Origin of the sequence: Roseburia sp. AF15-21, assembly GCF_003479505.1 — a bacterium.
Classification (GTDB): Bacteria; Bacillota; Clostridia; order Lachnospirales; family Lachnospiraceae; genus Roseburia_C; species Roseburia_C amylophila.
Genome location: NZ_QUHG01000004.1, coordinates 200350 through 223500, shown reverse-complemented (window position 1 = coordinate 223500; position 23151 = coordinate 200350). Strand labels below are relative to the sequence as shown.

General features: G+C 40.7%; 21 protein-coding genes. 18 read left to right on the top strand and 3 right to left on the bottom strand.

What is annotated here, in order from left to right; genetic code table 11:
- The first annotated feature begins 84 nt into the window (after positions 1-84).
- From DWW33_RS08025 to DWW33_RS08005, 5 genes are all read left to right on the top strand, one after another.
- Complete coding sequence (locus DWW33_RS08025) at positions 85-1659, top strand: spore germination protein (RefSeq protein ID WP_117841737.1); 1575 nt, start codon at positions 85-87, stop codon at positions 1657-1659.
- A 2-nt stretch (positions 1660-1661) separates the two neighbouring features.
- Positions 1662-2858: a GerAB/ArcD/ProY family transporter gene (locus DWW33_RS08020; protein WP_118639231.1), complete on the top strand. Its 1197-nt coding sequence runs from the start codon at positions 1662-1664 to the stop codon at positions 2856-2858.
- 42 nt (positions 2859-2900) lie between these two features.
- Positions 2901-4040: a Ger(x)C family spore germination protein gene (locus DWW33_RS08015; RefSeq protein WP_158577467.1), complete on the top strand. Its 1140-nt coding sequence runs from the start codon at positions 2901-2903 to the stop codon at positions 4038-4040.
- 584 nt (positions 4041-4624) lie between these two features.
- Positions 4625-5266: a stage II sporulation protein R gene (gene spoIIR / locus DWW33_RS08010; protein WP_243088592.1), complete on the top strand. Its 642-nt coding sequence runs from the start codon at positions 4625-4627 to the stop codon at positions 5264-5266.
- A gap of 40 nt (positions 5267-5306) precedes the next feature.
- Positions 5307-5753, top strand: coding sequence for a DUF1934 domain-containing protein (locus tag DWW33_RS08005; protein ID WP_118057301.1), 447 nt, complete (start codon positions 5307-5309; stop codon positions 5751-5753).
- A gap of 47 nt (positions 5754-5800) precedes the next feature.
- Here the strand turns inward: DWW33_RS08005 and DWW33_RS08000 are convergent, their stop codons facing one another.
- On the bottom strand, positions 5801-6211 hold the full coding sequence (locus DWW33_RS08000; RefSeq protein WP_117698024.1) for a hypothetical protein: 411 nt from the start codon (positions 6209-6211) through the stop codon (positions 5801-5803).
- Between the two features lie 224 nt (positions 6212-6435).
- Here DWW33_RS08000 and tig point away from each other — a divergent pair, with 224 nt between their 5' ends.
- Both tig and asnS read left to right on the top strand, forming a co-directional pair.
- Entirely contained in the window at positions 6436-7629 is a 1194-nt protein-coding gene (gene tig / locus DWW33_RS07995; RefSeq protein WP_158561839.1) for a trigger factor, read from the top strand.
- A gap of 39 nt (positions 7630-7668) precedes the next feature.
- A complete protein-coding gene (gene asnS / locus DWW33_RS07990; RefSeq protein ID WP_117697991.1) occupies positions 7669-9060 on the top strand; it encodes an asparagine--tRNA ligase in 1392 nt (463 codons plus the stop codon).
- A gap of 124 nt (positions 9061-9184) precedes the next feature.
- Here asnS and DWW33_RS07985 read toward each other — a convergent pair whose 3' ends face one another.
- On the bottom strand, positions 9185-11629 hold the full coding sequence (locus DWW33_RS07985; protein WP_118639229.1) for a GH36-type glycosyl hydrolase domain-containing protein: 2445 nt from the start codon (positions 11627-11629) through the stop codon (positions 9185-9187).
- A 384-nt stretch (positions 11630-12013) separates the two neighbouring features.
- Here DWW33_RS07985 and DWW33_RS07980 point away from each other — a divergent pair, with 384 nt between their 5' ends.
- The 10 genes from DWW33_RS07980 (at position 12014) to DWW33_RS07935 (ending at position 22361) form a co-directional block, all read left to right on the top strand.
- Positions 12014-13054 carry a LacI family DNA-binding transcriptional regulator gene (locus DWW33_RS07980; RefSeq protein WP_117947540.1) on the top strand — a complete coding sequence of 347 codons (1041 nt, stop codon included), beginning with the start codon at positions 12014-12016 and terminating at the stop codon, positions 13052-13054.
- 16 nt (positions 13055-13070) lie between these two features.
- Positions 13071-14504, top strand: a complete 1434-nt coding sequence (locus tag DWW33_RS07975) for a hypothetical protein (RefSeq protein WP_147340207.1) — start codon at positions 13071-13073, stop codon at positions 14502-14504.
- A gap of 127 nt (positions 14505-14631) precedes the next feature.
- Positions 14632-15591 carry a carbohydrate ABC transporter permease gene (locus DWW33_RS07970; protein ID WP_117697995.1) on the top strand — a complete coding sequence of 320 codons (960 nt, stop codon included), beginning with the start codon at positions 14632-14634 and terminating at the stop codon, positions 15589-15591.
- Complete coding sequence (locus DWW33_RS07965) at positions 15591-16493, top strand: carbohydrate ABC transporter permease (RefSeq protein WP_022243701.1); 903 nt, start codon at positions 15591-15593, stop codon at positions 16491-16493. The genes DWW33_RS07970 and DWW33_RS07965 overlap by 1 nt, the downstream gene beginning before the upstream one ends.
- Positions 16494-16744: 251 nt before the next feature.
- Positions 16745-17254: a QueT transporter family protein gene (locus DWW33_RS07960; RefSeq protein WP_022243700.1), complete on the top strand. Its 510-nt coding sequence runs from the start codon at positions 16745-16747 to the stop codon at positions 17252-17254.
- Between the two features lie 122 nt (positions 17255-17376).
- Positions 17377-18123: a helix-turn-helix domain-containing protein gene (locus tag DWW33_RS07955; protein WP_118057304.1), complete on the top strand. Its 747-nt coding sequence runs from the start codon at positions 17377-17379 to the stop codon at positions 18121-18123.
- Positions 18124-18598: 475 nt separating this feature from the next.
- Positions 18599-19417, top strand: a complete 819-nt coding sequence (locus tag DWW33_RS07950) for an Rpn family recombination-promoting nuclease/putative transposase (RefSeq protein WP_158561535.1) — start codon at positions 18599-18601, stop codon at positions 19415-19417.
- Between the two features lie 314 nt (positions 19418-19731).
- The gene (locus DWW33_RS07945; RefSeq protein ID WP_118639228.1) at positions 19732-20619 is read left to right on the top strand and encodes a DUF2156 domain-containing protein; all 888 of its coding nucleotides are present in this window, start codon (positions 19732-19734) and stop codon (positions 20617-20619) included.
- Position 20620: 1 nt separating this feature from the next.
- On the top strand, positions 20621-21493 hold the full coding sequence (locus DWW33_RS07940; protein ID WP_118639227.1) for a GNAT family N-acetyltransferase: 873 nt from the start codon (positions 20621-20623) through the stop codon (positions 21491-21493).
- A gap of 94 nt (positions 21494-21587) precedes the next feature.
- A complete protein-coding gene (locus tag DWW33_RS07935) occupies positions 21588-22361 on the top strand; it encodes a ZIP family metal transporter (RefSeq protein ID WP_118639226.1) in 774 nt (257 codons plus the stop codon).
- An 84-nt stretch (positions 22362-22445) separates the two neighbouring features.
- On the opposite strand, the gene DWW33_RS07930 is transcribed toward DWW33_RS07935, so the two are convergent.
- A complete protein-coding gene (locus DWW33_RS07930; protein ID WP_118639225.1) occupies positions 22446-22775 on the bottom strand; it encodes a helix-turn-helix domain-containing protein in 330 nt (109 codons plus the stop codon).
- A gap of 70 nt (positions 22776-22845) precedes the next feature.
- On the opposite strand from DWW33_RS07930, the gene DWW33_RS07925 reads away from it, so the two are divergent.
- On the top strand, positions 22846-23148 hold the full coding sequence (locus DWW33_RS07925; RefSeq protein WP_118639224.1) for a helix-turn-helix domain-containing protein: 303 nt from the start codon (positions 22846-22848) through the stop codon (positions 23146-23148).
- Positions 23149-23151: the final 3 nt, after the last annotated feature.

The following is a 23151-nucleotide window of genomic DNA, read 5'->3' as shown; positions in this document are numbered from 1 at the left end:
GCACAGGTGACTGGAAAATCGCATGTTTATATGCAGAGCTGGCGGACATCCGATACTATAAAAATTATGCCAAGGAGTTGATTTATGCAGCAGAAAGAAGAGAAAATCGCAGAGCACACCGCAAAGCATATCGTAGGACACACCGCAGAACATACAGCAGAACGTAATGCAGAACACAATGATGAAATTACAACCAGTTTGCAGGAAAATGCTGCACGTTTTCAGAAGATATTTTCCGGGTGTGCGGATATTAAAATGCGAACCATGAAGATAGGACAGAAGCAGCAGATTGCGTGTATGGCAGCATACATAGAGATAACCGGTGGTGGAGCAATTTTTGAAAAATCTCTCGTTGGCAGGCTTTTAAACGAATTGTGTCATTATAATGAAAAAGAAGTCTATGAGCGGCTGTCGCAGAATGCCCTTGGATTATCGGATGTTACGCCCTTTGATACTTTTTCGGATGCAGCAGCAGGTCTTCTGACCGGAGATACCATTCTATTTATAGATGGCTATGATAAAGCATTAAAGATTCCGGATAAGGGATACCCGTCTATGGGAATTTCTGAAGTAAATTCAGAAAAGGTAATCCGGGGCTCTAATGAAGGATTTACCGAGTCCGTAAAAGCAAATACGGCATTGGTACGTAAAAGGATTCGTTCTCCGAAAGTAAAGGTAAAAGAGAAAAAGGTAGGGCTGCGCAGTAAGACCAATGTGGATTTGATGTATATGGAAGATTTGATTTATCCCGGAGTTTTAGAGGAGGTAGAAAAGCGGCTTGATGGATTTGAAATTGACGGAGTCTTAGACAGTGGAATTATTGAACAGCTTACAGAAGAAAAATGGTATTCTCCATTTCCCCAGTTTCAGACCACACAGCGGCCAGACCGTGCAGCAATGGCAATTTTAGAGGGAAGGGTAGTACTGATTGCGGATAATTCACCAATTGCACTGATACTGCCGACGGATTATAACTCCTTCATACAGACCAGTGATGACTATTACAACCGCTGGGAAATTGCATCATTGGGAAGAATGTTACGTTTTCTGGCTTCTTTTTTTGCCATGACATTACCGGGACTGTATCTTGCAGTCTGTAATTTTCATACACAGATACTGCCGACGAAATTGCTGTTATCCTTTGCAGCAGCAAGACAAGGAGTGCCGTTTCCCGGGGTGGTAGAGGTGCTTTTGATGGAATTATCCTTTGAACTGTTGCGGGAAGCAGGCGTACGCCTTCCGGGAGCTATGGGGAATACCATAGGAATTGTCGGTGGGCTGATTATCGGACAGGCGGCGGTGGAAGCAAATCTGGTCAGTCCTATCGTGGTAATTGTGGTGGCATTTACAGCACTTTGTTCCTTTGCGGTACCCAATGAAGAATTTGCAACAGCATTTCGCATCTTGAAATTTTTCTTTATTGCCATGTGTGCGTGGCTGGGCTTTTTCGGCTTTTTGATGGCTTTGCTTGCGGTACTCATTCATCTGTCACATCTTAAGAGTTTTGGCATTCCATATCTGATGCCCTTTGTAGGCGCAGATGTAACGGATTATCAGGATGAGCGGGACAGTCTGCTGCGTCTGCCATTATATCAACTGCGGCACAGACCGGTTTTTGCGAGACGCCACAATCGTCTGCGGCTTAGGAGGAAAAAGTAATTATGTTTTCAGAAAATCAGAAAATATCAGAGAGGCAGATGGCAAGGCTCCTGATTTTTGATATGTGCGGAATCAGTACGTTGCTGCTTCCCGGACTGTTAGGAAAAATGCTTGGGACAGACGGCGTATTTGCCATATTGCTGGGAGCAGTGCCGGTGTATCTATTTACCTTTCTTCCAGAGCTGCTACAGGAAAAGCGGAAAAACAGTAATACCAGAAATGGCAGTAATACCAGCAATATCAGTAACATCGGGAAAAGTTATCCGGAGATTTTAAAGAAACAAGGCAATGGTTTTATTCGCATTTTTGTATTGGTAGTCTATACAGTCGAGGGAATTCTGCTGGCGGGCTATGGCTTATTTCTTTTAAGTGACCTGATGGTGAGTGAATTGTTAAAGGACAGTTCATTTGTGCTGGCAGCAGTTTTACTAATGCTTTTATGTGGCTATGGAATCTGGCAGGGCATCGAAGGGCGTGCCCGGGTGTATGAAATCCTGTTCTGGTTTGTATTTCTTCCACTTATTTTAATGCTGCTTCTGGCAACAAAGGATGTCAATACGATTTACTGGACTCCGGTAATGGTACATTCCTGGGGAAACTTTGTGAAAGGGACAGCGGCAGTCGTGCTCCTGTATGGCACAATGGCATTTGTTTTGTTTTTACAGCCCTATCTTGCAGAAAATGTCCGTGTAGGACGGACATGCCGGAAAAGCCTTTGTGTTACAGTGATTTTTAATGCTGCAATCTATCTGATTACGCTTGGCATCTTTGGCAGTGGCATGCTGCCGGAAATGAAATATCCGGCGATTACATTAATGAGCATGATAAAACTGCCAGGCGGTTTCTTCGAACGGCAGGATGCCTTTATGGTAGCAATCTGGTTCTTTACAATTTACGCATTTATCAATACCGGAATGTTTTATGCCTCGGATTTGCTGAAAGCTGTATGGCAAAAGGAAGGGCACCAAAAAGCGGATGGGAAAAATGAAGCGATTCAGGGAAAAGCCGATGCGAAAAGTATAGAAAAATTGATAATACTAATTGTAATGGTTCTTACATTTGCAGTCACATTGCTTTTTTACCGGTTACCGGAGTGGAAAATAATATTTATATGGATTCAGGCAATTGCATTTCTTCCGTTGACGGTAATTCTTCCGCTGTGCATTGGAGAGATAAGTAAATGCCGGGAAAAGGGATAGTGAAAAAGGATAGCGGAAAAAATGGTGAAAAGGAGCAGCAGTATGAAAAATAGAATCGTGACAATTGTTTCCATGATATTTTTGGCAGTCTTATGCCTTGGCGGCTGTGGAAATACAGAGTTGGAAGAACGGAATTTTCCATTGGCAGCAGCGGTGACTTTGACAAAGGAGAACTATCAGATGGCATTTGGCTTTGAGCAGCTTAAGAATGTGGCAGATGAGAAAAGCGAAAAAGAGAATACATCGGTACTTCTGGCGGAAGGAAAAGACTGCATGGAGCTGTTTTTACATGCAGATGGGGAAAATCCTGGAGAGATGGATTATAACCATTTAAAGGCATTGATTCTAAACAGGTCGCTGTTAGAGAATGAAAAGCAGCTGGGGGCATTTCTTGGGTATCTGGAAGAGGAAAATCTTTTTTCGAGGAATACGCTGCTTTTTGTTACGGAGGATGAACCGGATCAGGTGATGGAGATGGATACAGTTTTAAAAGAGCCGGTAGGAACTTATCTGAATGAAAGAATTGCCTCGGATGAACGTTTTAAGGACAGTGAGGCAGTTACCCTGGGCAGCCTGTTCCGGATATGGGAAAATGAGAACGAAAATCTGTGGATTCCCTATATTAACTGTGCAGAAGATAAAATGATACTGGAAAAATATTATCTGATGCAGGGCAGGACGGCAGCAGGCAAAGTGGACCGGGAAACGGGAGAACTGGCTTTGCTCTCAGAGCAGAAGATGAAAAGCTACAGCATTTCACTTGAAGATGCAGAAAGTGTAACACTTAGTAATTTATGCTGCAGCTATGCTTTTACGGAGCAGAATGGCCAGGTGACGGAAACTGTTACAATAAAGGCGGATGGAAAGTATCAGGGCAACAGGGAACTGCTGCAGAAAACAAAGCACAGGGATGAAAAATTGGAAGACCTTCATACAGACAGTCAGGATGAAAATGCACTGCTGGAAGTGGAAGCAGAAATAGAGCAGACTTTGGAAGAAAAGATGGATGCCATGACAGAAAAATTGCAACAGAATCAGAATGCAGATGGAACAAACAGTTATTATAAATTAGGGGCATATGCAAGGGATATTTATTTGCAGTTTCAGAAGGATTGGAGCGGTTACCGGAAAAACCTGACAGTGGAATATCATTGGGATGTCACGCTGGTGACATCTCCGTAGGATGCTGGACACCCGGTTACACTGGTAACATTGGCAACATCTTTGTAAGATGTCTGGTTCTGGTGATGCTGACGGCAGCCTATTATTTCTTAAGTTAATTTATTAATTTGACTTAGATTGGGCAAAAACAGAAAGATTACATTACTTTTTGCCCAAAATGAGTTGCAGAAGGAAGCATAGTCTTTGTTATTTGCTTCTGATTGGGTAAAAAGACTTCATTTTTCTAGAATCTTACCCAAACCGAGAGAACTTCGGAGATAACAGCAGAGGAGATTGGGCAAAAAAGAGTCATTTTTCTTAAATTATACCCAAATCAACTTCACCAGCGACTTTTGAGAGAAAAGTCGCAAACTCAACCGTGTCCCCAAAAAGAAAAGTTACAAGCTCAGCCGCATCCCACCAAGAAAAATTTACAACCCCACCCCATTTCTACATAAAATTTTCTCCCCCAAAAAGTTATCAAAATGTATAGAAAAAATTTTTTCGGTTATATTCCAGATAGAAAGTCAGAATGGTATGGCTAAAGAAAGCGTAGCAAGGAAAAGCAGAAATAAGAAATCAGAAACATGAAAAGGAGTTTTACCATGAAAGAATATAACCGAAAAAAATTGTATTTAAAAAGGGCGTTGTTCTATGGCATGCTGTTATTACTGTTGGTATTTACGGCAGGCAGTGCGAAAAAGGCTTATGAGGGGCGAAGAATGCAGGAGGACATTGCAGAAAAGATTCTGCGTTTCCATGTCAGGGCAAACAGTGACGGAGATGAAGACCAGAAACTGAAACTTAAGGTGCGGGATGCGGTTGGAAAAGAGATGGGAGAACTTTTGCAGGATGCTAAGACAGCCGAAGAAAGCAGCCGGATTGCAAGAGAACACTTCCCGGAAATTATACATATTGCAAAAGAAGTCATCCGGCAGGAGGGCTATGATTATCCGGTAGAGGTGAAATTATCTTCCGTGGAGTTCCCGGTAAAGACCTATGGCAGTTATACGTTCCCGGCGGGAACTTATCAGGCACTGGAAGTGATTATCGGAGCAGGCATGGGACATAACTGGTGGTGTGTCATGTATCCGAATATGTGCTTTGAAGGAAGTGTCTATGAGGTTGTGGATGGTAAATCAGAAAAGGTATTGAAGGATACCTTGAGTGAGACGGAATATCAGTCTCTGATGGAAGAGAAGAATTATAAGATTTCATGGAAATGGCTGGATTTCTGGGATAAATAGTGCTATACTGACCTGGATTTCTATAGAAGGAGCGGATTAGATGACAAAAGATGTAATTGTATCAATCAGCGGATTACAGATGCCGGCAGAAGGAGAAGCAGAGCCAGTTGAAGTGATTACGGTAGGGGATTATTACCAGAAAAACGGAAAACATTATGTGTTGTATGAAGAAGTAAATGAAGGTTTTGAAGGCAGCACAAAGAATATAATCAAGATGCAGGAAAACTGTATTGATATTACAAAAAAAGGAGTTTCCAATGTACATATGGTCTTTGAAAAGAACCGGAAAAATATGTCTTATTATGGAACGCCATTTGGAAATCTTCTGGTTGGAATTGATGCAAAGGATATTAAAGTGGAAGAGACAGAACATTGTATTGATGTGCAGATAGATTATGCATTGGAGGTAAACTATGAGCACCTGGCAGACTGTACCATTAAGATGAAGATTGCATCAAAAGAAAAAGGCGAATTCAGTCTTGCGTAGCTGGATGTATAAAAATAGAGCTGGGTGAAAACCCAGCTCAAGTTATTTTATTTACCAGCTTTTTCTTTTAACTTTGCCATAAAGCCTTTTTTCTTTTTGGCAGGTGCTTCGATAGGACCACGCATTCCTTTTACTGCGGTAATGTAAAGCCCGCTGACAGTAGCTTTTACTTCCTTCTTAACCGGAACGGAATCAAAAATCTGTCCGTCACAGATTAAAGTCATAACCTTTGGACCAACCTTTGCTTTGACGATTGGAAGTTTGGAACGGCGGAGCATTTTCGGAGTCTGGGCAATGACATTTGCCGGAAGACCGGAATCTTTAAGCCGCATCTTCTTCTTATCGATAATCAGCATGGAAATGGTCTGTGCTGCTGCTGCAATCTGGGCATCCTGTTCTTCTTTCTTTTTCTGAGCTCGTTTGCCCACAAAATAAAGAACAATCAGGGCAATAATCATAATAATCAGTATTGTTAATAATACAATCGCAAATTTTGGCACGATGAAAACCTCCTTAAGTAAAATCCAAATATGATTGTATCATTGATTGGCAGGATTGACAACCTGCAAATGCGAAAAATTCTATGAAATGCTTTTATTTTCGGTGAAAATGTGGTATCTTTAGAAAGTATGACTGACTGGAAAAATCCAGCCTTTGAATGAAAGACAGAAGGGAAATAAACATGAAGAAGAAATTAGTAGCAGTATTGTTATGCCTGACACTGGCATTTTCAGTAACTGGCTGTGGAAAAGACAAGAAAAGTGAATCGGTAGAGAATACAGAGAGCACAGAAGTGGTATCCAGTGCGGCAATTGATTTTGACCCGCTTGATTATGTGGAACTGGGCGATTATATGGGATTATCAGTAGCTTTGACAGACGATTATTCCGTAAGTGATGATGATGTGAAGACTTTTATTGAGAATAGCGTAATTACCAACTATCCGTACTATGCAGATACGGATAAAACAGTGGTAGAGGATGGAGATGCTGTAAATATCGATTATGAAGGATTAAAAGATGGCGTGGCATTCAGTGGTGGAACTGCAACAGATACGGTCTTAGAGATTGGAAGCAATACGTTTATTGACGGCTTCGAAGAAGGACTGATTGGTGCAAAAGTAGGGGATAAAGTAACCTTGAATCTTACATTTCCGGAAAGCTATAAAAATACAGACCTGGCAGGACAGGCGGTTGTGTTTAATGTAACCATCAATAAAATTGTTGAGAAGCAGGATATTACTTATGACAATATGACAGATGAATATGTGGCATATGTCAATGCTAAGGCCAGCCTTGGCTATGATACGGTAGATGAGATGAAGGCAGATGCACGCAATTATCTGGAATCTTCTAAGGAATCCTCTAAGAAATCTGCAATCCGTTCTGCAGTAATGGACAAGTTAGGAGAGGTATGTACCGTAAAGGAACTTCCGGATGGACTTCTGGATGCCCGTATGGAAGAAGTAATGGCACAGTATGAATCCTATTACTGCAGCGATGGAAGCAGCCTTAAGGATTATGTGGAAAATACAGCAAATCAGGATTATGATGAATTTGTAAGCAATGTAACTGACGAAGTGACATCAGATCTTAAGACACAGATGATTTTAGAGGCAATTGCAGAAAAGGAAGGCATTGAGTTTGACCAGGATGGCTTTGACAGCTACGTTGGAAATCTTATGAGCAATTACAGCTACAGCGATGAATCCACATTATACAAATCATATGGATTGAGCGCAGACAGCGGAAAAGAATATTTAAAGAAAGTATATGTATGCAATCTGGCACTTCAGAAAGTAGTTGACAGTGCAACTGTTGAAGATGAGGCAGGAACAGAAAATGTTACAGATACTGAATTAAATACAGAAAACTAAAAAGGATTAGAAAAATTTTTATCTAAGGGGGATAGAAAAATGGAACTTGTTGACATCAGAGATTTATTTCACCATCAGGAAGATTATGTAGGTAAGAAGATTACCGTCGGAGGCTGGGTAAGAAGTAACCGTAATTCTAAAAACTTCGGATTTATCGTAGTAAATGACGGAACTTTCTTTGAACCACTGCAGGTAGTATATGCAGACGGACTGGAGAATTTTCAGGAGCTTACCAAAATTAATGTTGGTGCAGCTATTGTTGTTACCGGAGTGCTGGAAGCTACACCGGAAGCAAAACAGCCATTTGAAATTCAGGCAGAGGAAATCGTAATTGAAGGCGCATCTGCACCGGATTATCCGTTACAGAAGAAACGTCACAGCTTCGAATATTTAAGAACTATTTCACATTTAAGACCACGTACCAATACCTTTGAGGCAGTATTCCGTGTACGTTCCCTGATTGCATATGCAATTCATAAGTTCTTCCAGGAGAGGGACTTTGTCTATGTACACACTCCGCTGATTACCGGAAGTGACTGTGAGGGTGCGGGAGAAATGTTCCAGGTTACTACCATGGACTTAAATAACATTCCACACAAGGAAGACGGAAGCATTGATTATACACAGGATTTCTTTGGAAAACCAACCAATCTTACCGTAAGTGGACAGTTAAACGGAGAGACCTTTGCACTGGCGTTCAAAAATATTTATACCTTTGGACCAACCTTCAGGGCAGAGAATTCCAATACTACAAGACATGCTGCAGAGTTCTGGATGATTGAGCCGGAAATTGCATTTGCAGATCTGGAAGATGACATGGTACTGGCAGAGAGTATGCTGAAATATATTATTTCCTATGTTATGGAACATGCACCGGAAGAAATGCAGTTCTTTAATTCCTTCGTAGACAAGGGACTGATTGAACGGCTGAATAATGTATTACATTCCGATTTCGCAAGAGTGACTTATACAGAAGCCATTGAACTTCTGGAGAAAAATAATGATAAATTTGATTATAAGGTATCCTGGGGCTGTGACCTTCAGACCGAGCATGAGCGTTTCTTAACAGAGCAGGTTTTCAAGAGACCGGTATTTGTAACAGATTATCCAAAGGAAATCAAAGCCTTCTATATGAAACTCAATGAGGATGGCAAGACAGTTGCAGCAGTTGACTGTCTGGTGCCAGGAATCGGAGAAATTATCGGAGGAAGCCAGAGAGAGGATGACTACGATAAATTATTAGAAAGAATCCATGAACTTGGATTAAAAGAGGAAGATTACAGCTTCTATCTTGATTTACGTAAATATGGTTCTGCAAGACATGCAGGCTTCGGACTTGGATTTGAAAGATGCGTTATGTATCTTACCGGTATGGCAAACATCCGTGATGTCATTCCGTTCCCAAGAACCGTTAATACCTGTGAATTGTAAGAGCAGCAGGTTATAAAAGAAGTATATAGAAGAAGGGCGTATGAAAAAACTTTCGTTTTTCATACGCCCTTCTTTTGAATCATGGATTGATTTTATATAAGATAAATAAAGGGAGGTATTTTGCTTAACCCATAATTACTTCAACAGTAACTTCTTTCTTAGACGGATCAAATGGAATTATATTGCCATCAGCAATAGCACCATCTACTGTAAGAACCTTGACACCTTTCTGTACGCCATTTGGATTCTTTACCTGAATGTGATAAGTTACACCACGGAAATCACGTTTTGCGGTAAAACCGGATAAAGTAGATGGAATACATGGGTCAATTACAAGACCATCATAATCCGGACGGATACCTAAGATATACTGGGATACATCAAGGAAAGTCCATGCAGCAGTACCGGTAAGCCAGCTGTTCTTTGCTTCACCGAAGTTTGGCGCATCTTTTCCGGCAATCATCTGAGAGTACACATATGGCTCAGTGCGGTGGATTTCGCTGATATCTTCGATATAAGCAGGACAGGTTCTGGTGTATACCTGCCATGCACGGTCGCCACGTCCAACGACTGTTTCTGCAATGGAAATCCATGGATTGTTGTGACAGAAGATACCTGCATTTTCTTTGTATCCAGGTGGATAGGAAGAAATTTCACCGAGCTCTACATGGTATTTGTGATAAGGTGGCTGCAGCAGTACAATACCGTATTTGGTATCTAAGTATTTTTCAACAGACTGCATTGCCTGAAGACAATTGCCTTCTTTCAGTCCGATTTCTGCCATAACACAGAATCCCTGCGGCTCGATAAAGATTTTACCATCGTCACATTCTTTGGAACCGATTTTCTGTTTGTAGTGGTCGTAAGCTCTTAAGAACCATTCGCCATCCCAGCCGGCATCGAGAACGGTTTTTTCCATGGAAGCAATTGCTTCTTCCGCTTCTTTGGCTTCTTCTTCCAGACCTCTGTGTTTGCAGATTTCTACATAATCTTTACCATATTTTACAAACATGCCTGCGATAAATACAGACTCTGCATTTGGTCCCTCAGATGGTCCGAAGGTCTGGAAGGATTCACCCGGCTCTTCTGAGAAGCAGTTTAAGTTCAGACAGTCATTCCAGTCAGCACGTCCAATCAGAGGAAGTCCATGTGGTCCTAAGTGTGTTCTGGTATAGTTGAAGGAACGTCTTAAATGTTCCATAAAATCGGTTGCTTTGCTTTCGTCATTATCATAAGGAGTGATTTCATCTAAAATGGAGTAATCTCCGGTCTCCTTGATATAAGCAGCAGTACCGGCAATGAGCCATAACGGGTCATCATTGAATCCGCTTCCGATATCAGCATTTCCTTTTTTGGTAAGTGGCTGATACTGATGGTAAGCACTTCCATCCTCAAACTGGGTAGATGCGATATCTAAAATACGCTGTCTTGCACGGTCCGGAATCAGATGAACAAATCCTAAAAGATCCTGACAGGAATCACGGAAGCCCATGCCTCGTCCAATTCCGGATTCGAAATAGGAAGCGGAACGTGACATATTAAAGGTAACCATACACTGGTACTGATGCCAGATGTTTACCATACGGTCTAACTTCTCTTCGGAAGAAGATACGGTAAAGTGGTTTAAAAGATTATTCCAGTATTCTTTTAATTCTGCTAAAGCAGCGTCAGCTTTTTCTGTGGTATCAAAACGTTTTAATAATTCTTCTGCCGGTTTTCTGTTGATGCATCCGTTTTCAGCAGGACCATCCCATTTCTCGGCAACCGGATTCTCTACATAACCCAGTACAAAAACAAAGGATTTTGATTCGCCCGGTGCAAGAGAAACCTTGATATGGTGGGAACCAATCGGAGACCAGCCGCTTGCTACAGAGTTCTTAGAGGTTCCGTTTATGACAACTTCCGGCGCGGAATTTTCGCCATAAGCACCAAGGAAAGATTCACGGTCGGTATCGAATCCGGCAAGCTGGGTATTTACAGCATATACCGCATAATGATTACGGCGTTCGCGGTATTCTGTCTTATGATAAAGGGCAGAGCCGTGAATTTCCACTTCACCAGTACTGAAGTTACGCTGGAAGTTTGTCATATCATCCATGGCATTCCACAGACAGAATTCTACATAAGAGAATACGGAAATTTCTTTGTGTTCGCTGCCGTGGTTGGTCAGTGTCAGTTTGTTAATCTCACAGGTATTTCCCATAGGAACAAACATGGTCAGCTCTGCGGATAACTGATTTTTGCTTCCTTCAAAAACAGAGTAGCCTAATCCATGCCGGCACTGATAGGAATCTAATTCAGTCTTGGCTGGCATCCATCCCGGATTCCAGATGGTGTCACCATCTTTGATATAGTAATAATGTCCATTGCTGTCATAAGGAATATTGTTGTAACGATATCTTGTAAGACGAAGGAGCTTGGCATCTTTATAGAAACTGTATCCTCCGCAGGTGTTAGAAACCAGTGAAAAGAAATCTTCACATCCTAAATAGTTGATCCATGGAAGTGGAGTCTTTGGGGAAGTGATGACATATTCTTTTGCTGCATCATCGAAATGTCCAAATTTCATAATTAAATAACCTCCTTAAATACAATAAGTCCGAAAACGATTAAGAGAGGTATTTCTTTAGGTTGAGTATAATATAAGAATCAGGAAAAAGCAACAGAAATATTGAAGAAAGTATGCATTTTAGGAGAAAAGAGCGAAAATGACAGCTTTTTGTCATATGAATCGAAAACACAGAGTGATAACGATTAAGTAAAGAGAAAGAAAAAAATCGACTTAATATAGAAGAAAGAAAACAAGATTAGTAAAAAATGCACAAAACTGACGACTTAAAACTGGATAACTGTTACAAATATACAAAAAATAGTTGCATTTCACACTGGATATGTTATGATAAAGCTACGAAAACGATTAAGAAAAGCAACTCAAAACAGTGAGGTGCAAAAGATGGTATCTTTAAAAGACATTGCGAAAGAATGTGGTGTATCAACTGCAACAGTTAGCAAAGCACTGAATGGACAACATGATATTGGAGAAGAAACAAAAGCAAGAGTAAGAGAGACAGCAGAGCGGATGGGGTATTTTCCAAATGCAGCTGCCAGAGCATTAAAGACCAACCGTTCCTACAATGTAGGAGTCCTGTTTCAGGAAGAAGCAGGAAGTGGTCTGACACATGAATATTTTTCAGGTGTGCTAAATGGAATTAAGGTGCAGGTTGAGAAGATGGGATATGATGTAACATTTATCAACAACAGTTACGGAGTAAAGAAAACCTCATTTTTTGAACATTGCAGATACCGGAACTTTGAAGGAATCGTTATCGTGTGTGCTGATTTTGCCAGCCAGGGAGTGCTTGAATTAATGAACAGTGCATTCCCGGTAGTGACCATTGATTATACACATTACAATTGCACAGCAGTTTGTTCCAATAATGTAAAAGGAATGGAAGAGCTGCTGAAGTATATATATAAGAAGGGTCACCGAAAAATTGCTTACATACATGGACAGAAAAACTCGAATGTAACAAGAGAAAGACTTACAAGCTTTTACCGGACGATGGAAGAACTTCATATTAAGGTAAATGAAGATTACATTCGGGAAGCTGCTTATCTGGAAACAAGGGGAGCGGCGGAGCAGACAGAAATTTTACTTGATATGGATGACCCGCCAACCTGTATTCTTTATCCGGATGACACCTCTTTAATCGGAGGAAAAAACGTGATTATGGAACGTGGGATGCATATCCCGGAAGATGTTTCTATTGCAGGATATGACGGAACAAGAATTTCCCAGTTATCTCATCCGAGAATCACAACGATTCGTCAGGATACAGAAGAAATAGGAAGAGAAGCAGCACGGCGTCTGATTGATGCCATCGAGAAACCGAGAACTACTCTCATAGAGAGAGTCGTTATAGAGGGCACATTGATTACCGGCCAGTCGGTAGGAGAACTGCCTGAAACAACATCCGAAGAGGATGAAAAATGAGAAGGAGGAGAACTCAATGAAAAAGAAACTTATCAGTACTTTATTATGCGTATCCATGGTAGCAGCTATGGTAGCTGGATGTGGATCAGGGGATGACACAAAGGATGCGAACAATGATACATCCAACACAGAAGGAACAGCAGATGCAGATACGGACACAGACAGTGGTTCTGATTCTACAGAAGTAGAGAACACCATCACCGGTGATCCAAGTGCAGATGATGCATTCGTAGTATGGGGCTGGAACGATGACATCAAGAACATTTTGGATGGACCGTTTGCAGAGCAGTACCCAGACCTTGCAAAACGTATCGTATTCGTAAATGCAGGTGGATCTGATTATTATCAGACAAAGATTGATGAAATCTTAGATGATCCTGATAATGAATTGTATCCAGACCTGATGGGACTTGAGGTTGACTACGTTTTGAAATATGTAAACAGTGACTGGCTGACCTCAGTTGGTGACTGTGGAATTACAGCAGATGATTATGCAAATCAGTATCAGTACAATCTGGATCTTGGAACTGTATCCGGCGAAGATTCTTCTGATGCAAACAATGTAAAAGCATTATTCTGGCAGGCTACTCCTGGATGTTTCCAGTTAAGAGCAGACCTTTGTGAGAAATATCTTGGAACAACTGATGTAAATGAATTAAGCACAATGTTCTCTACATGGGATGGTGTTCTTGATGCAGCAAGAAAAGTAAATGATGCATCTAATGGAAAATGTAAACTGTTCTCCGGTTATGATGAGTGCTTCCGTGTACTTTCTAACTCAAGAGCAACCGGCTGGTATGGCGATGACGATGTTATTTCTGTTGATGATAACATGACACAGTATATGGAACTTGCTAAGACAATGGTAGACGAAGGATTAACCTATGAAACAGACCAGTGGTCAACAGACTGGTATGCAAACATGGAAGGTGACGGCGAGACATCTAATGCAGCAGTTGCTTACTGTGGATGCCCATGGTTCACATACTGGAGCTTAAAAGATACCTGGAAAGGTAACACAATCCTTGTAAATGCTCCGGAACAGTTCTACTGGGGTGGTACAGGACTTGCAGCAACAGCTAACTGTGCAGACAAAGAAATGGCTGGAACAATTATCAAAGCATTTACCTGTGACACAGACTTCATGGTATCTATCAATGCAAAGAACAGTGATTTCGTAAACAACAAAGAAGCTGTTAAGAAGATTTCTGAAGCAGGCGCAACATGTGACTACTTATATGAAGCAGCTGGTCAGGATATCATGGCATTCTACTTACCAATGGCTGATTCCATCAGTGCTAAGAATGCAACAGCAGAAGATCAGAACATCAACTCTGCTTGGTCTACTCAGGTGAAAGAGTATGCAGCAGGAAACAAGGATAAAGATACTGCAATCGCAGATTTCAAATCCGCAGTACATGACTCCTATTCATACTTAAAAGCTGAATAATCAGTAAAAGAACAATAACTATGCTGCCCTTTCCGGCATGGGAAGGGCAGCATTTATAAACAAAACTATTGGAGAGTTATTTTAAAATATAGGGAAATGGAAGATGGATTGAGAGGAGTTGGCAAAGATGGACAAAAAGAAAAAACGTAAACATATTGAATATGGCAGATATGGATACTTCTTTATCGCCCCATTCTTCATTGCATATTGTCTGTTTCAGTTATGGCCGTTATTTAATACATTTTACTATAGTACATTAAGCTACTATAAGAGAAACGGTAGAGAATTTATTGAATTTTGCGGATTAGACAATTTCAAAAATATTCTCGGACTGACAGCCGGTGAAAAAGGATATGCATTGATTTATTTGAAAAATACACTGACAATGTGGGTATGTAACTTTATTCCACAGATTTTAGTTTCATTGTTACTGGCAGTATGGCTGACTGATAACATTGTAAAATTAAAAGCTCAGGGCGCATACAAAATTATTATTTACTTACCTAGTATTATCACAGCAGCGTCTGTATCTGTTTTATTCAATGCAATGTTTTCCCAGTATGGACCAATTACACAGACTTTACGTGATATGGGAATCATTTCACAGAAATTTAACTTTATGACAAGCGTCGGCGGAACGCGGGGATTAATATCATTTATCCTCTTCTGGATGTGGTATGGAAATACAACCCTGTTGCTGATATCAGGAGTTTTGGGAATTGACCCAAGTCTTTATGAAGCGGCTGATATCGATGGAGCAACCGGATGGAAGAAATTCCGTTATTTAACACTTCCATTATTAAAACCGATTATGTTATACGTATTGATTACTTCCGCAATCGGTGGTTTACAGATGTACGATATCCCGGCATTATTCAATGTCAGTAAGTCAGGACTTATCGGACAGCCGGATGATTCATCCACAACAATGGCAATGTACATCATGAGATTATATCAGAGTGATGTAGGTAAGGCAGCAGCAGTATCTGTATTCCTGTTTATTCTGACCTTGATTATTAGTCTTATCTTCTTCGGAACGATGACGGATCGGAGCGAGAAGAAACATAAGAAAGGAGGGAATCGATAATGGCAAGTTTTGATATGGCAATGAGCGGACAGACATCCCAGCCAAAACAGAAAAGTTATTCGAAAGTATTACATACAAAAAGAGCAATCCGAGGTTTGATTTGTATCCTCTTTTGTCTCCTTAGTTTACTGCCATTCCTTTTAATGGTTATGAATGCGACCAGAACTTCTGGAGATATTCAGGCAGGTGTATCCTTGATTCCTTCCTCCCACCTGATGGAGAACTGGAACATGCTTCTTCAGAAGCAGAATGGTATGAGATTAACATTAGGAAGAGCAATGTTGAACTCCTTATGTATCACAGTACCAGGTACCTTCCTTGCAGTATATTGTTCCTGTATGACAGCTTATGGAATTCATGTATATAACTTCAAAGCAAAGAAGTTTGCATGGGCGTTCATCATGGCAATCATGATGGTGCCGAACCAGATTACAATCATTGGTTTCTACCGTTTTATGTTAAAACTGAATCTGGTAGATACTTATATCCCATTGATTATTCCTTGTATCGCAGCACCGGCAGTTGTATTCTTCATGAAACAGTATATGGAAAGTACCTTATCCATTGAAATGATTGAAGCTGCACGAATTGACGGAGCAAGAGAATTCCGGATTTTCAATACCATTATCATGCCGATTATGAAACCGGCAGTAGCAACACAGGCAATCTTCCAGTTTATTGCACAGTGGAATAACCTCTTTACCCCAACCATCATGTTAACAACTGATGAGAAGAAAACACTTCCATTGTTTGTACAGATGCTGACATCTGATCAGTTCCGTGTAGATTACGGTGTTGTATATGTAGGTCTTACCGTAACGGTACTTCCGTTAATCATTGCTTACCTTATCCTTTCAAAATACATTGTAGCAGGTGTAGCACTTGGTGGTGTAAAGGGCTAATAAAAATACAAGTAATTCTTTTTTTCCATTTCCTCATACAAAATATAATTAAGCGCAAAGAGAGGTTGCCGAAAGGCAGCCTCTCTTTGTGGTCTCTTTGTGGGTGAATACAATCGCTTGCAATTAGACGAGTTCTGTGATACACTTTCAAACGTTGCAAGTACCCCGTAAAACCAAGGTCTTTGGGGAAGAAGAAACCGAGTGTTCGAGACCTTCCACTCGTAAAACAAAACTAGAGGAGACAAAAGAATATGAGAAACAAAAAAGTATTATTTATTGTGCAGGCTGCGTTAATTGCAGCAATCTATGTGGCACTGACTTATCTTAGCAGTATTGCAGGACTGGCATCCGGTACGATTCAGGTGCGTATTTCAGAAGCATTATGTATTCTGCCAGTATTTACGACTGCAGCAATTCCGGGATTATGGCTGGGATGTTTTCTGGCAAATATGCTGACAGGCGGGATTCCGGTGGATGTTGTGTGCGGAAGCATTGCAACTTTGATTGGAGCGTTTGGAACTTATGCATTAAGAAAGCATAAATTCGCATGTACATGGCCGCCGGTTATTGCAAATATGGTGATTGTACCTTTTGTATTACGCTATGGTTATGGCTTTATTACAGAATATAAAGGCGTTGACTGGTCGATTCCATTTAATGCACTTACTGTCGGAATCGGAGAAGTTATCACCTGTGTGATTTTGGGCAGTGTATTACTCCGGGTACTGAATAAGTACCGCAATGTAATCTTTCATGAATAAAAATAAAATAATACTTGCAATTTAAAATGCCATAAAATATAATGGTTTTAGACCAAAGAGGGTATATTCGAAAGAATATGCCCTCTTTTTACATCTGAAAAATACTTAAAGAGGGTGATTAATTGAAAACATTAGAGACAAATGACTGGATGATTTTAAATAGTATTATTTATAAGATTTATACGACGGAAGATGCAGATATTATGCGGGAGCAGTTTTTAGAGCAGATGAAGATGGTGCTGGATTTTGACAGTGCAGATTTTTTTCTCGCAGACAGCCAGGAGAGCAGGCATCTGGTAAGACCGGTCACTTATAATTGTGATGATGAATCCTCGATGTATGATGAAATGAATTCGAACCGCGGAATTGTATATAGCGGAAAGAGTCTGGTGTACCGGGAAACAGATATGATATCGGATGAAAAAAGGGTACAGACAGAATATTATCAGAAGGTGTACCGGCCAAATAACTGGCATTATGCAATCCAGATGATATTGGGAAGAAATAAAGAATTTTTAGGCGTTGTCACTTTTTACCGGACAATCGGAAAAGATAATTTCCAGTATGATGACATTTTTATTCTGGACATGTTGAAAGACCATCTGGCATTCCGGTTATATAAGGACGGACAGCAAAAGGATGAAAGGGCAGAGAAACTAACGATAACAGAAGTAACAGAGAAATATGAACTGACAAAGCGGGAGCATACGATACTGCAGCTTCTGATGCAGGGAAAGGATAATCATACCATCTGTGAAGAATTGTCCATAAGCGTAAATACATTAAAGAAGCATATCTTAAATATCTATCGGAAGCTGGGTATCAGAAATCGTGTTCAGATGTTTAAGATGATTAAAGAAAAAGAGTGATTTTTCTATATCGAAAAGATGATGGAAAAGGAGATTTTTCTGTGAATGAGGCAGAGAAATCTTCTTTTTTTTGTTTACGCGAGTAGCGAGAAAAATCGCATGCTTGCATGCAGATTTGGCGAGCACCGCGATAACTCGAGAAACTCGCAAAGCGTGTTTCTCGTAGTTTAAGTTGCCAGGCATCCGCAAGAAGATGCCAGTGGCAGGTTTTGCAGTTATAAAATTTTTCTGAAATAACAGAAGGGCATATTGACTTATTAAGAAGTGGCAGGTATGATGGCAGTATCGAAAGCAAATCATTTGCTTTGATTTCGTAGAGCGGGAATATTTCCCAGATTCATTGGCATTTTCGCCAAAATTTCCAAGAAACAGGATGAAAAGTAAAAAAGAGACGGTAAAAGAGTTGGAACAAACGAACTGGTTTGGGTTGTCAAGTCGGGACTCTTTTACTATAATGAAAGGAGAACTATTGTGTATGGCAAGAAAATGTAAAAGCTATGAGGAACTGGAACTTTCCGATGATTTCATGTTTGCAAAGGTGATGCAGAACAAGGCTCTTTGCAAGGAATTGCTGGAACTGATTATGGGCTTTCCGATTGCGGATATTGTATATCTGGAGGAGCAGAAAACTCTGGATGTGGCAGCAAATGCCAAAAGTGTGCGTATGGATGTGTATGCTGCGGATGAGAATCAGACGATTTATGATATTGAGATGCAGACAGGAAAGAAAAAGCATCTTCCGAAACGAAGCCGTTATTATCAGGGAATCATAGATATTGACGAGACAGATAAGGGAATCGAATATCAGAGCTTAAATAAAAGTTATGTAATATTTATCTGCACCTTTGATCCATTTGATGCGGGCAGACATATTTATTCCTTTGAGAACCGGTGCATACAGGATTTGAATCTGGAACTGGGGGACGGAACAGGGAAAATCTTTTTGAGCGCAGTGGGGCGGCAGAACGATGTCAGCGCAGAGATGAAAGCATTTTTGGAATACTTGTCCAAGAAAACAATAGAAACAGACTTTGTGCATCGACTGGACCGGGAAGTTCAGCGGGTCCGTGATAACCAGAAATGGAGGAAAGAGTATATGCAAAGACAGTCGGATTGGATTGAAGATAGAGAAGAGGCAAAAGAAGAAGGAAAATTAGAACTGCTGAATCAGTATGTAAGCGGAATGAAAGCTAAGAACATATCAGAAACTGAAATAAAAAATAATCTGATGGATATTTTTGCATTGCCGGAAGAGGAAGCGGATAATTTATTGCAGGGTGGTAAAGAACAGTAAAATATATATTGGAATAGCATGATTTAAGGAGAAGGTTCGCTATTGTCATAACCGATGGAAAGGGGCAATAGGGAATCTTTTTTTTACTTTACAGGAAATTGCTTTCCTGTAAAATAAAAAACGCTCCGCGAGGATGCACACTGCGGCGTATAAGGTAGATGTCGCAAGCGACCGCCGCAGGCGCGAGAATGTGCCAAGGCACATCCTTTGTTACGATAAACTTGAAAATATGTTTCAAGTAGTTTATGGCAGGAGCAGAATTTGACAATCTGGGGTATAATAATTGAAGAAGAAAAGAGAATGAGGAAGATGATATGATAGAATTTAGACCAATAACCATAGATGACAGAGACTGGATGAGTGAAAAACTGAGGGAAGATAACCGACAGGGCTGCGAATACAGCTTTGCAAATAACTTTATCTGGTCTGTGATATATAAAGTGGAAGTGGCAGAAGTCTGCGGCTGCTGCGTGATAAAATTCGATGCAGAAGGGGAAGACTGTTATGCATTCCCAATTGGAGCCGGAGATAAGAAGGCAGCAATTATGCAGCTCCTTACACATGCAAAAGAAGATAACAGCAAGCTCTATATTGAAAGTATTGAGGAGGCAGACCGGGAGTTTTTAGAAACGTATTTTTCCGGTATTTTTCAGATCGAAGAAAACAGGGACAGCTTTGATTATATTTATACAGTGGATAAGCTGACCAGTCTGGCAGGAAAGAAGCTTCATGGCAAACGAAATCACATTGCAAGATTTAAAGATGACGAGGATTGGAGTTATGAGCCAATGACAGCGGAAAATAAGCAGGAATGCTATGATATGAATCTTAAGTGGTGCGACCGGAGAGCCTGCAAGTGGAATGAGGATATGAGTGATGAGCAGTGTGCCCTGAATCAGGCAATGAAATATTTTGATGAGTTGCATTTAGCGGGCGGCATATTGCGTAAGGCTGGAGAAATCGTAGCATTTACCATAGGAGAACGATTAAATTCCGATACTTATGTAGTGCATTTTGAAAAAGCATTTCCGGAAATACAGGGTGCTTATCCAATGATTAACCAGCAGTTTGTAATGCATAATTGTCAGGAGTATAGTTATGTAAACCGAGAAGATGATGCCGGGGATGAAGGACTGCGAAAGGCAAAATTATCCTATTATCCTGATATTTTGCTGAAAAATTATACTGCACGGGAGATTTAAGATGGAAATACGGTTTGCAACAAAAGAGATGATTCTACAGATAAAAGAGATTTGGCATCGGTGCTTCGGGGATGAAGAGGACTATATGGAATTCTATTTCACGCACCGGTTTACGGAAGAAAATATGCTGGTGTGTATGGAAGATAAGAAGCCTGTGGCAATGACAACATTTCTTAAGGCGTATCTTGTGACCGGGGAAGGTGAGATACCGGTACATTATGCTTATGCAGTAGCAACCCTGCCGGAATACCGGGGCAGGGGCTATGCAAAAATGCTGTTAGAAAAAGGAAAACAGCATTTTCAGACACCGATTGTCTTAGAACCAGCCAGCGAAAGCCTCATATACTATTATGAGAAGCTGGGATTCCGTATGGCATTTTGCGTAGCAGAGCGAACCATTCTTCCGGATGAAATTGCAGAAGCAAAAGGGGAAGAAAAAGGGCAGCAGGAATACTGGCTGCTTACAGTGACACCGGATGAGTATGTGCAGCTTCGGGATGATTATTTTATGGGAAATGGTTATATCCGCTGGGATAAGGATGCAATCACTTATGCGTTGCTGGAAAATGACTATGCAGATGGTTATGCTTATAAAGTGCAGCACCATGGCAGAGAGGAGCTTTTATTATTCCGGGAAGAGGAAAATGCCATCGAAGTATTGGAGACAACTTTATCAGAGCAGGATTTGCTGGCGGTATTAAAGCGTCTTCGGATAAAAGTTCCGGTCAGAGTCAGAAAATCTTTGGCGGCAGTTGAAAGAGAAGAACGAGTCGGAAATGATAAAAAAGAACAGGACTATCAGAAAGAAGATTTTGGCATGATAACCGGCTGTGATGAGGTAAAGAATGGGTACTTGAATCTTACGCTGGAGTAGAAACTTTATGAGATAAATTCTATATGAGAGAAGAATTTTATAAGAAGATAATGAAATGCTACTTTAGAATAGCAAGTGTGAAAGGAGGTTTTATATGATTGGAATATATATCTGGATTCCGTTTGTAGGAACATTTTTAGGGGCGGCCTGTGTGCTGTTTATGACTGGGGAGTTGAAGCCGCTGGTGCAGAAATCCCTGCTGGGATTTGCATCCGGAGTCATGGTGGCAGCGTCGGTATGGTCGCTATTGATTCCGTCTTTGGAAATGTCAGAAGAAATGGGAAGGTTGTCATTTATTCCGGCAGCAGTTGGATTTGCCCTTGGAATTGCATTTTTGCTGATTTTGGATAGGATTATTCCGCATTTACATTTAAACAGTGATGAGCCGGAGGGAATTAAAGCACACCTAAAAAAAACAACCATGCTGGTACTAGCAGTTACCTTACATAATATTCCGGAAGGAATGGCAGTGGGTGTAGTATTCGCAGGATTTCTGATGGGCAGTGGAAATATTACTTTGACAGGAGCACTTGCCCTGGCAATCGGTATTGCCATTCAGAATTTCCCGGAGGGGGCAATTATATCCTTGCCGCTTCGCAGTGAAGGAACCGGAAAAGGAAAAGCATTTCTTTACGGTGCATTGTCTGGCATTGTAGAGCCGATAGCTGCAATTATAACCATTGCAGCAGCATCCATAGTGATTCCGATTCTGCCGTATCTGTTATCGTTTGCAGCAGGCGCCATGATTTATGTGGTAATCGAGGAATTGCTGCCGGAGGCATCCACAGGCAGCCATTCGAATATTGCAACCATATGGTTTTCAATAGGATTTCTGCTGATGATGATACTGGATGTGGCACTGGGATAGAAAATCCCGGATAGCTGATAATTTGAGGAACATCTCATTTTTATCAGCTATCCGGGATTTTTTTGCTGTCGGAAGATACCACTTTTAAGATAAATTCAATAATTTCTGTATTGCTTCCTGCATTTCCGGGTGCTTCCGGTATTGTAGAATCAATTCTTTTTCATGTCTGGTCAGAATAATTTTTTCGGAATCGTCATAACCGAAAGTTCCAAGAATGTCATTGATTTTATATATTTCGCATAAGAGCAAAAGCGTATCGGCATCCGGCTGGGTCTGACCGCTTTCCCAGCCATAAATGGTTTTTGGCGCTACCGGGACAGATTTCTCACTTAACTGGATGGAGACATCCGTTACGGAAAGCTGGTTGCGTTTGCGATATTCTTTTAATACTTTTGCGATTTTTGCATTTTTCATTTTTTCACCTCTTTTTTAATCATAAACTAACATATTTTGAACGTCAAACAATTCTCGGATAACAGGAAAAATGAATATTGATATTCTCTTTAAGAAAGAATATAATGCTATTTATAAGAAAATATTCCCGGAGTCAGAGAATATTATGAGTTGGAATCTTTTAAAGAGAGAAAGAAAAATGGCAAAGACAATAACAGAAAAATTAGCAATATACATAGCAGATAATCATTTATCCGTAACACAGGTTGCACGGGATACCGCCATTTCGGAGGATAAACTGCAGGTGGGAGCAAAAGAAAGCCTGAACGCAACAGAGTTTCTGGAATTGTGTTCCTATTTGAATGTGAAACCGGAAGAATTGAAGAAATGGTGAGTT

Excerpts from the sequence above, each read along its gene's own strand:
- DWW33_RS08025 (WP_117841737.1), top strand. The coding sequence starts at position 85 with ATGCAGCAGAAAGAAGAGAAAATCGCAGAGCACACCGCAAAGCATATC.
- DWW33_RS07940 (WP_118639227.1), top strand. The coding sequence starts at position 20,621 with ATGGAAATACGGTTTGCAACAAAAGAGATGATTCTACAGATAAAAGAG.
- DWW33_RS07980 (WP_117947540.1), top strand. The coding sequence starts at position 12,014 with ATGGTATCTTTAAAAGACATTGCGAAAGAATGTGGTGTATCAACTGCA.
- DWW33_RS07930 (WP_118639225.1), bottom strand. The coding sequence starts at position 22,775 with ATGAAAAATGCAAAAATCGCAAAAGTATTAAAAGAATATCGCAAACGC.
- spoIIR (WP_243088592.1), top strand. The coding sequence starts at position 4,625 with ATGAAAGAATATAACCGAAAAAAATTGTATTTAAAAAGGGCGTTGTTC.
- DWW33_RS08020 (WP_118639231.1), top strand. The coding sequence starts at position 1,662 with ATGTTTTCAGAAAATCAGAAAATATCAGAGAGGCAGATGGCAAGGCTC.
- DWW33_RS08005 (WP_118057301.1), top strand. The coding sequence starts at position 5,307 with ATGACAAAAGATGTAATTGTATCAATCAGCGGATTACAGATGCCGGCA.
- DWW33_RS07985 (WP_118639229.1), bottom strand. The coding sequence starts at position 11,629 with ATGAAATTTGGACATTTCGATGATGCAGCAAAAGAATATGTCATCACT.
- DWW33_RS07970 (WP_117697995.1), top strand. The coding sequence starts at position 14,632 with ATGGACAAAAAGAAAAAACGTAAACATATTGAATATGGCAGATATGGA.
- DWW33_RS07925 (WP_118639224.1), top strand. The coding sequence starts at position 22,846 with ATGAATATTGATATTCTCTTTAAGAAAGAATATAATGCTATTTATAAG.
- asnS (WP_117697991.1), top strand. The coding sequence starts at position 7,669 with ATGGAACTTGTTGACATCAGAGATTTATTTCACCATCAGGAAGATTAT.
- DWW33_RS07935 (WP_118639226.1), top strand. The coding sequence starts at position 21,588 with ATGATTGGAATATATATCTGGATTCCGTTTGTAGGAACATTTTTAGGG.
- DWW33_RS07945 (WP_118639228.1), top strand. The coding sequence starts at position 19,732 with ATGATAGAATTTAGACCAATAACCATAGATGACAGAGACTGGATGAGT.
- DWW33_RS07950 (WP_158561535.1), top strand. The coding sequence starts at position 18,599 with ATGGCAAGAAAATGTAAAAGCTATGAGGAACTGGAACTTTCCGATGAT.
- DWW33_RS08000 (WP_117698024.1), bottom strand. The coding sequence starts at position 6,211 with ATGATTATTGCCCTGATTGTTCTTTATTTTGTGGGCAAACGAGCTCAG.
- tig (WP_158561839.1), top strand. The coding sequence starts at position 6,436 with ATGAAGAAGAAATTAGTAGCAGTATTGTTATGCCTGACACTGGCATTT.
- DWW33_RS07975 (WP_147340207.1), top strand. The coding sequence starts at position 13,071 with ATGAAAAAGAAACTTATCAGTACTTTATTATGCGTATCCATGGTAGCA.
- DWW33_RS08015 (WP_158577467.1), top strand. The coding sequence starts at position 2,901 with ATGAAAAATAGAATCGTGACAATTGTTTCCATGATATTTTTGGCAGTC.
- DWW33_RS07965 (WP_022243701.1), top strand. The coding sequence starts at position 15,591 with ATGGCAAGTTTTGATATGGCAATGAGCGGACAGACATCCCAGCCAAAA.
- DWW33_RS07960 (WP_022243700.1), top strand. The coding sequence starts at position 16,745 with ATGAGAAACAAAAAAGTATTATTTATTGTGCAGGCTGCGTTAATTGCA.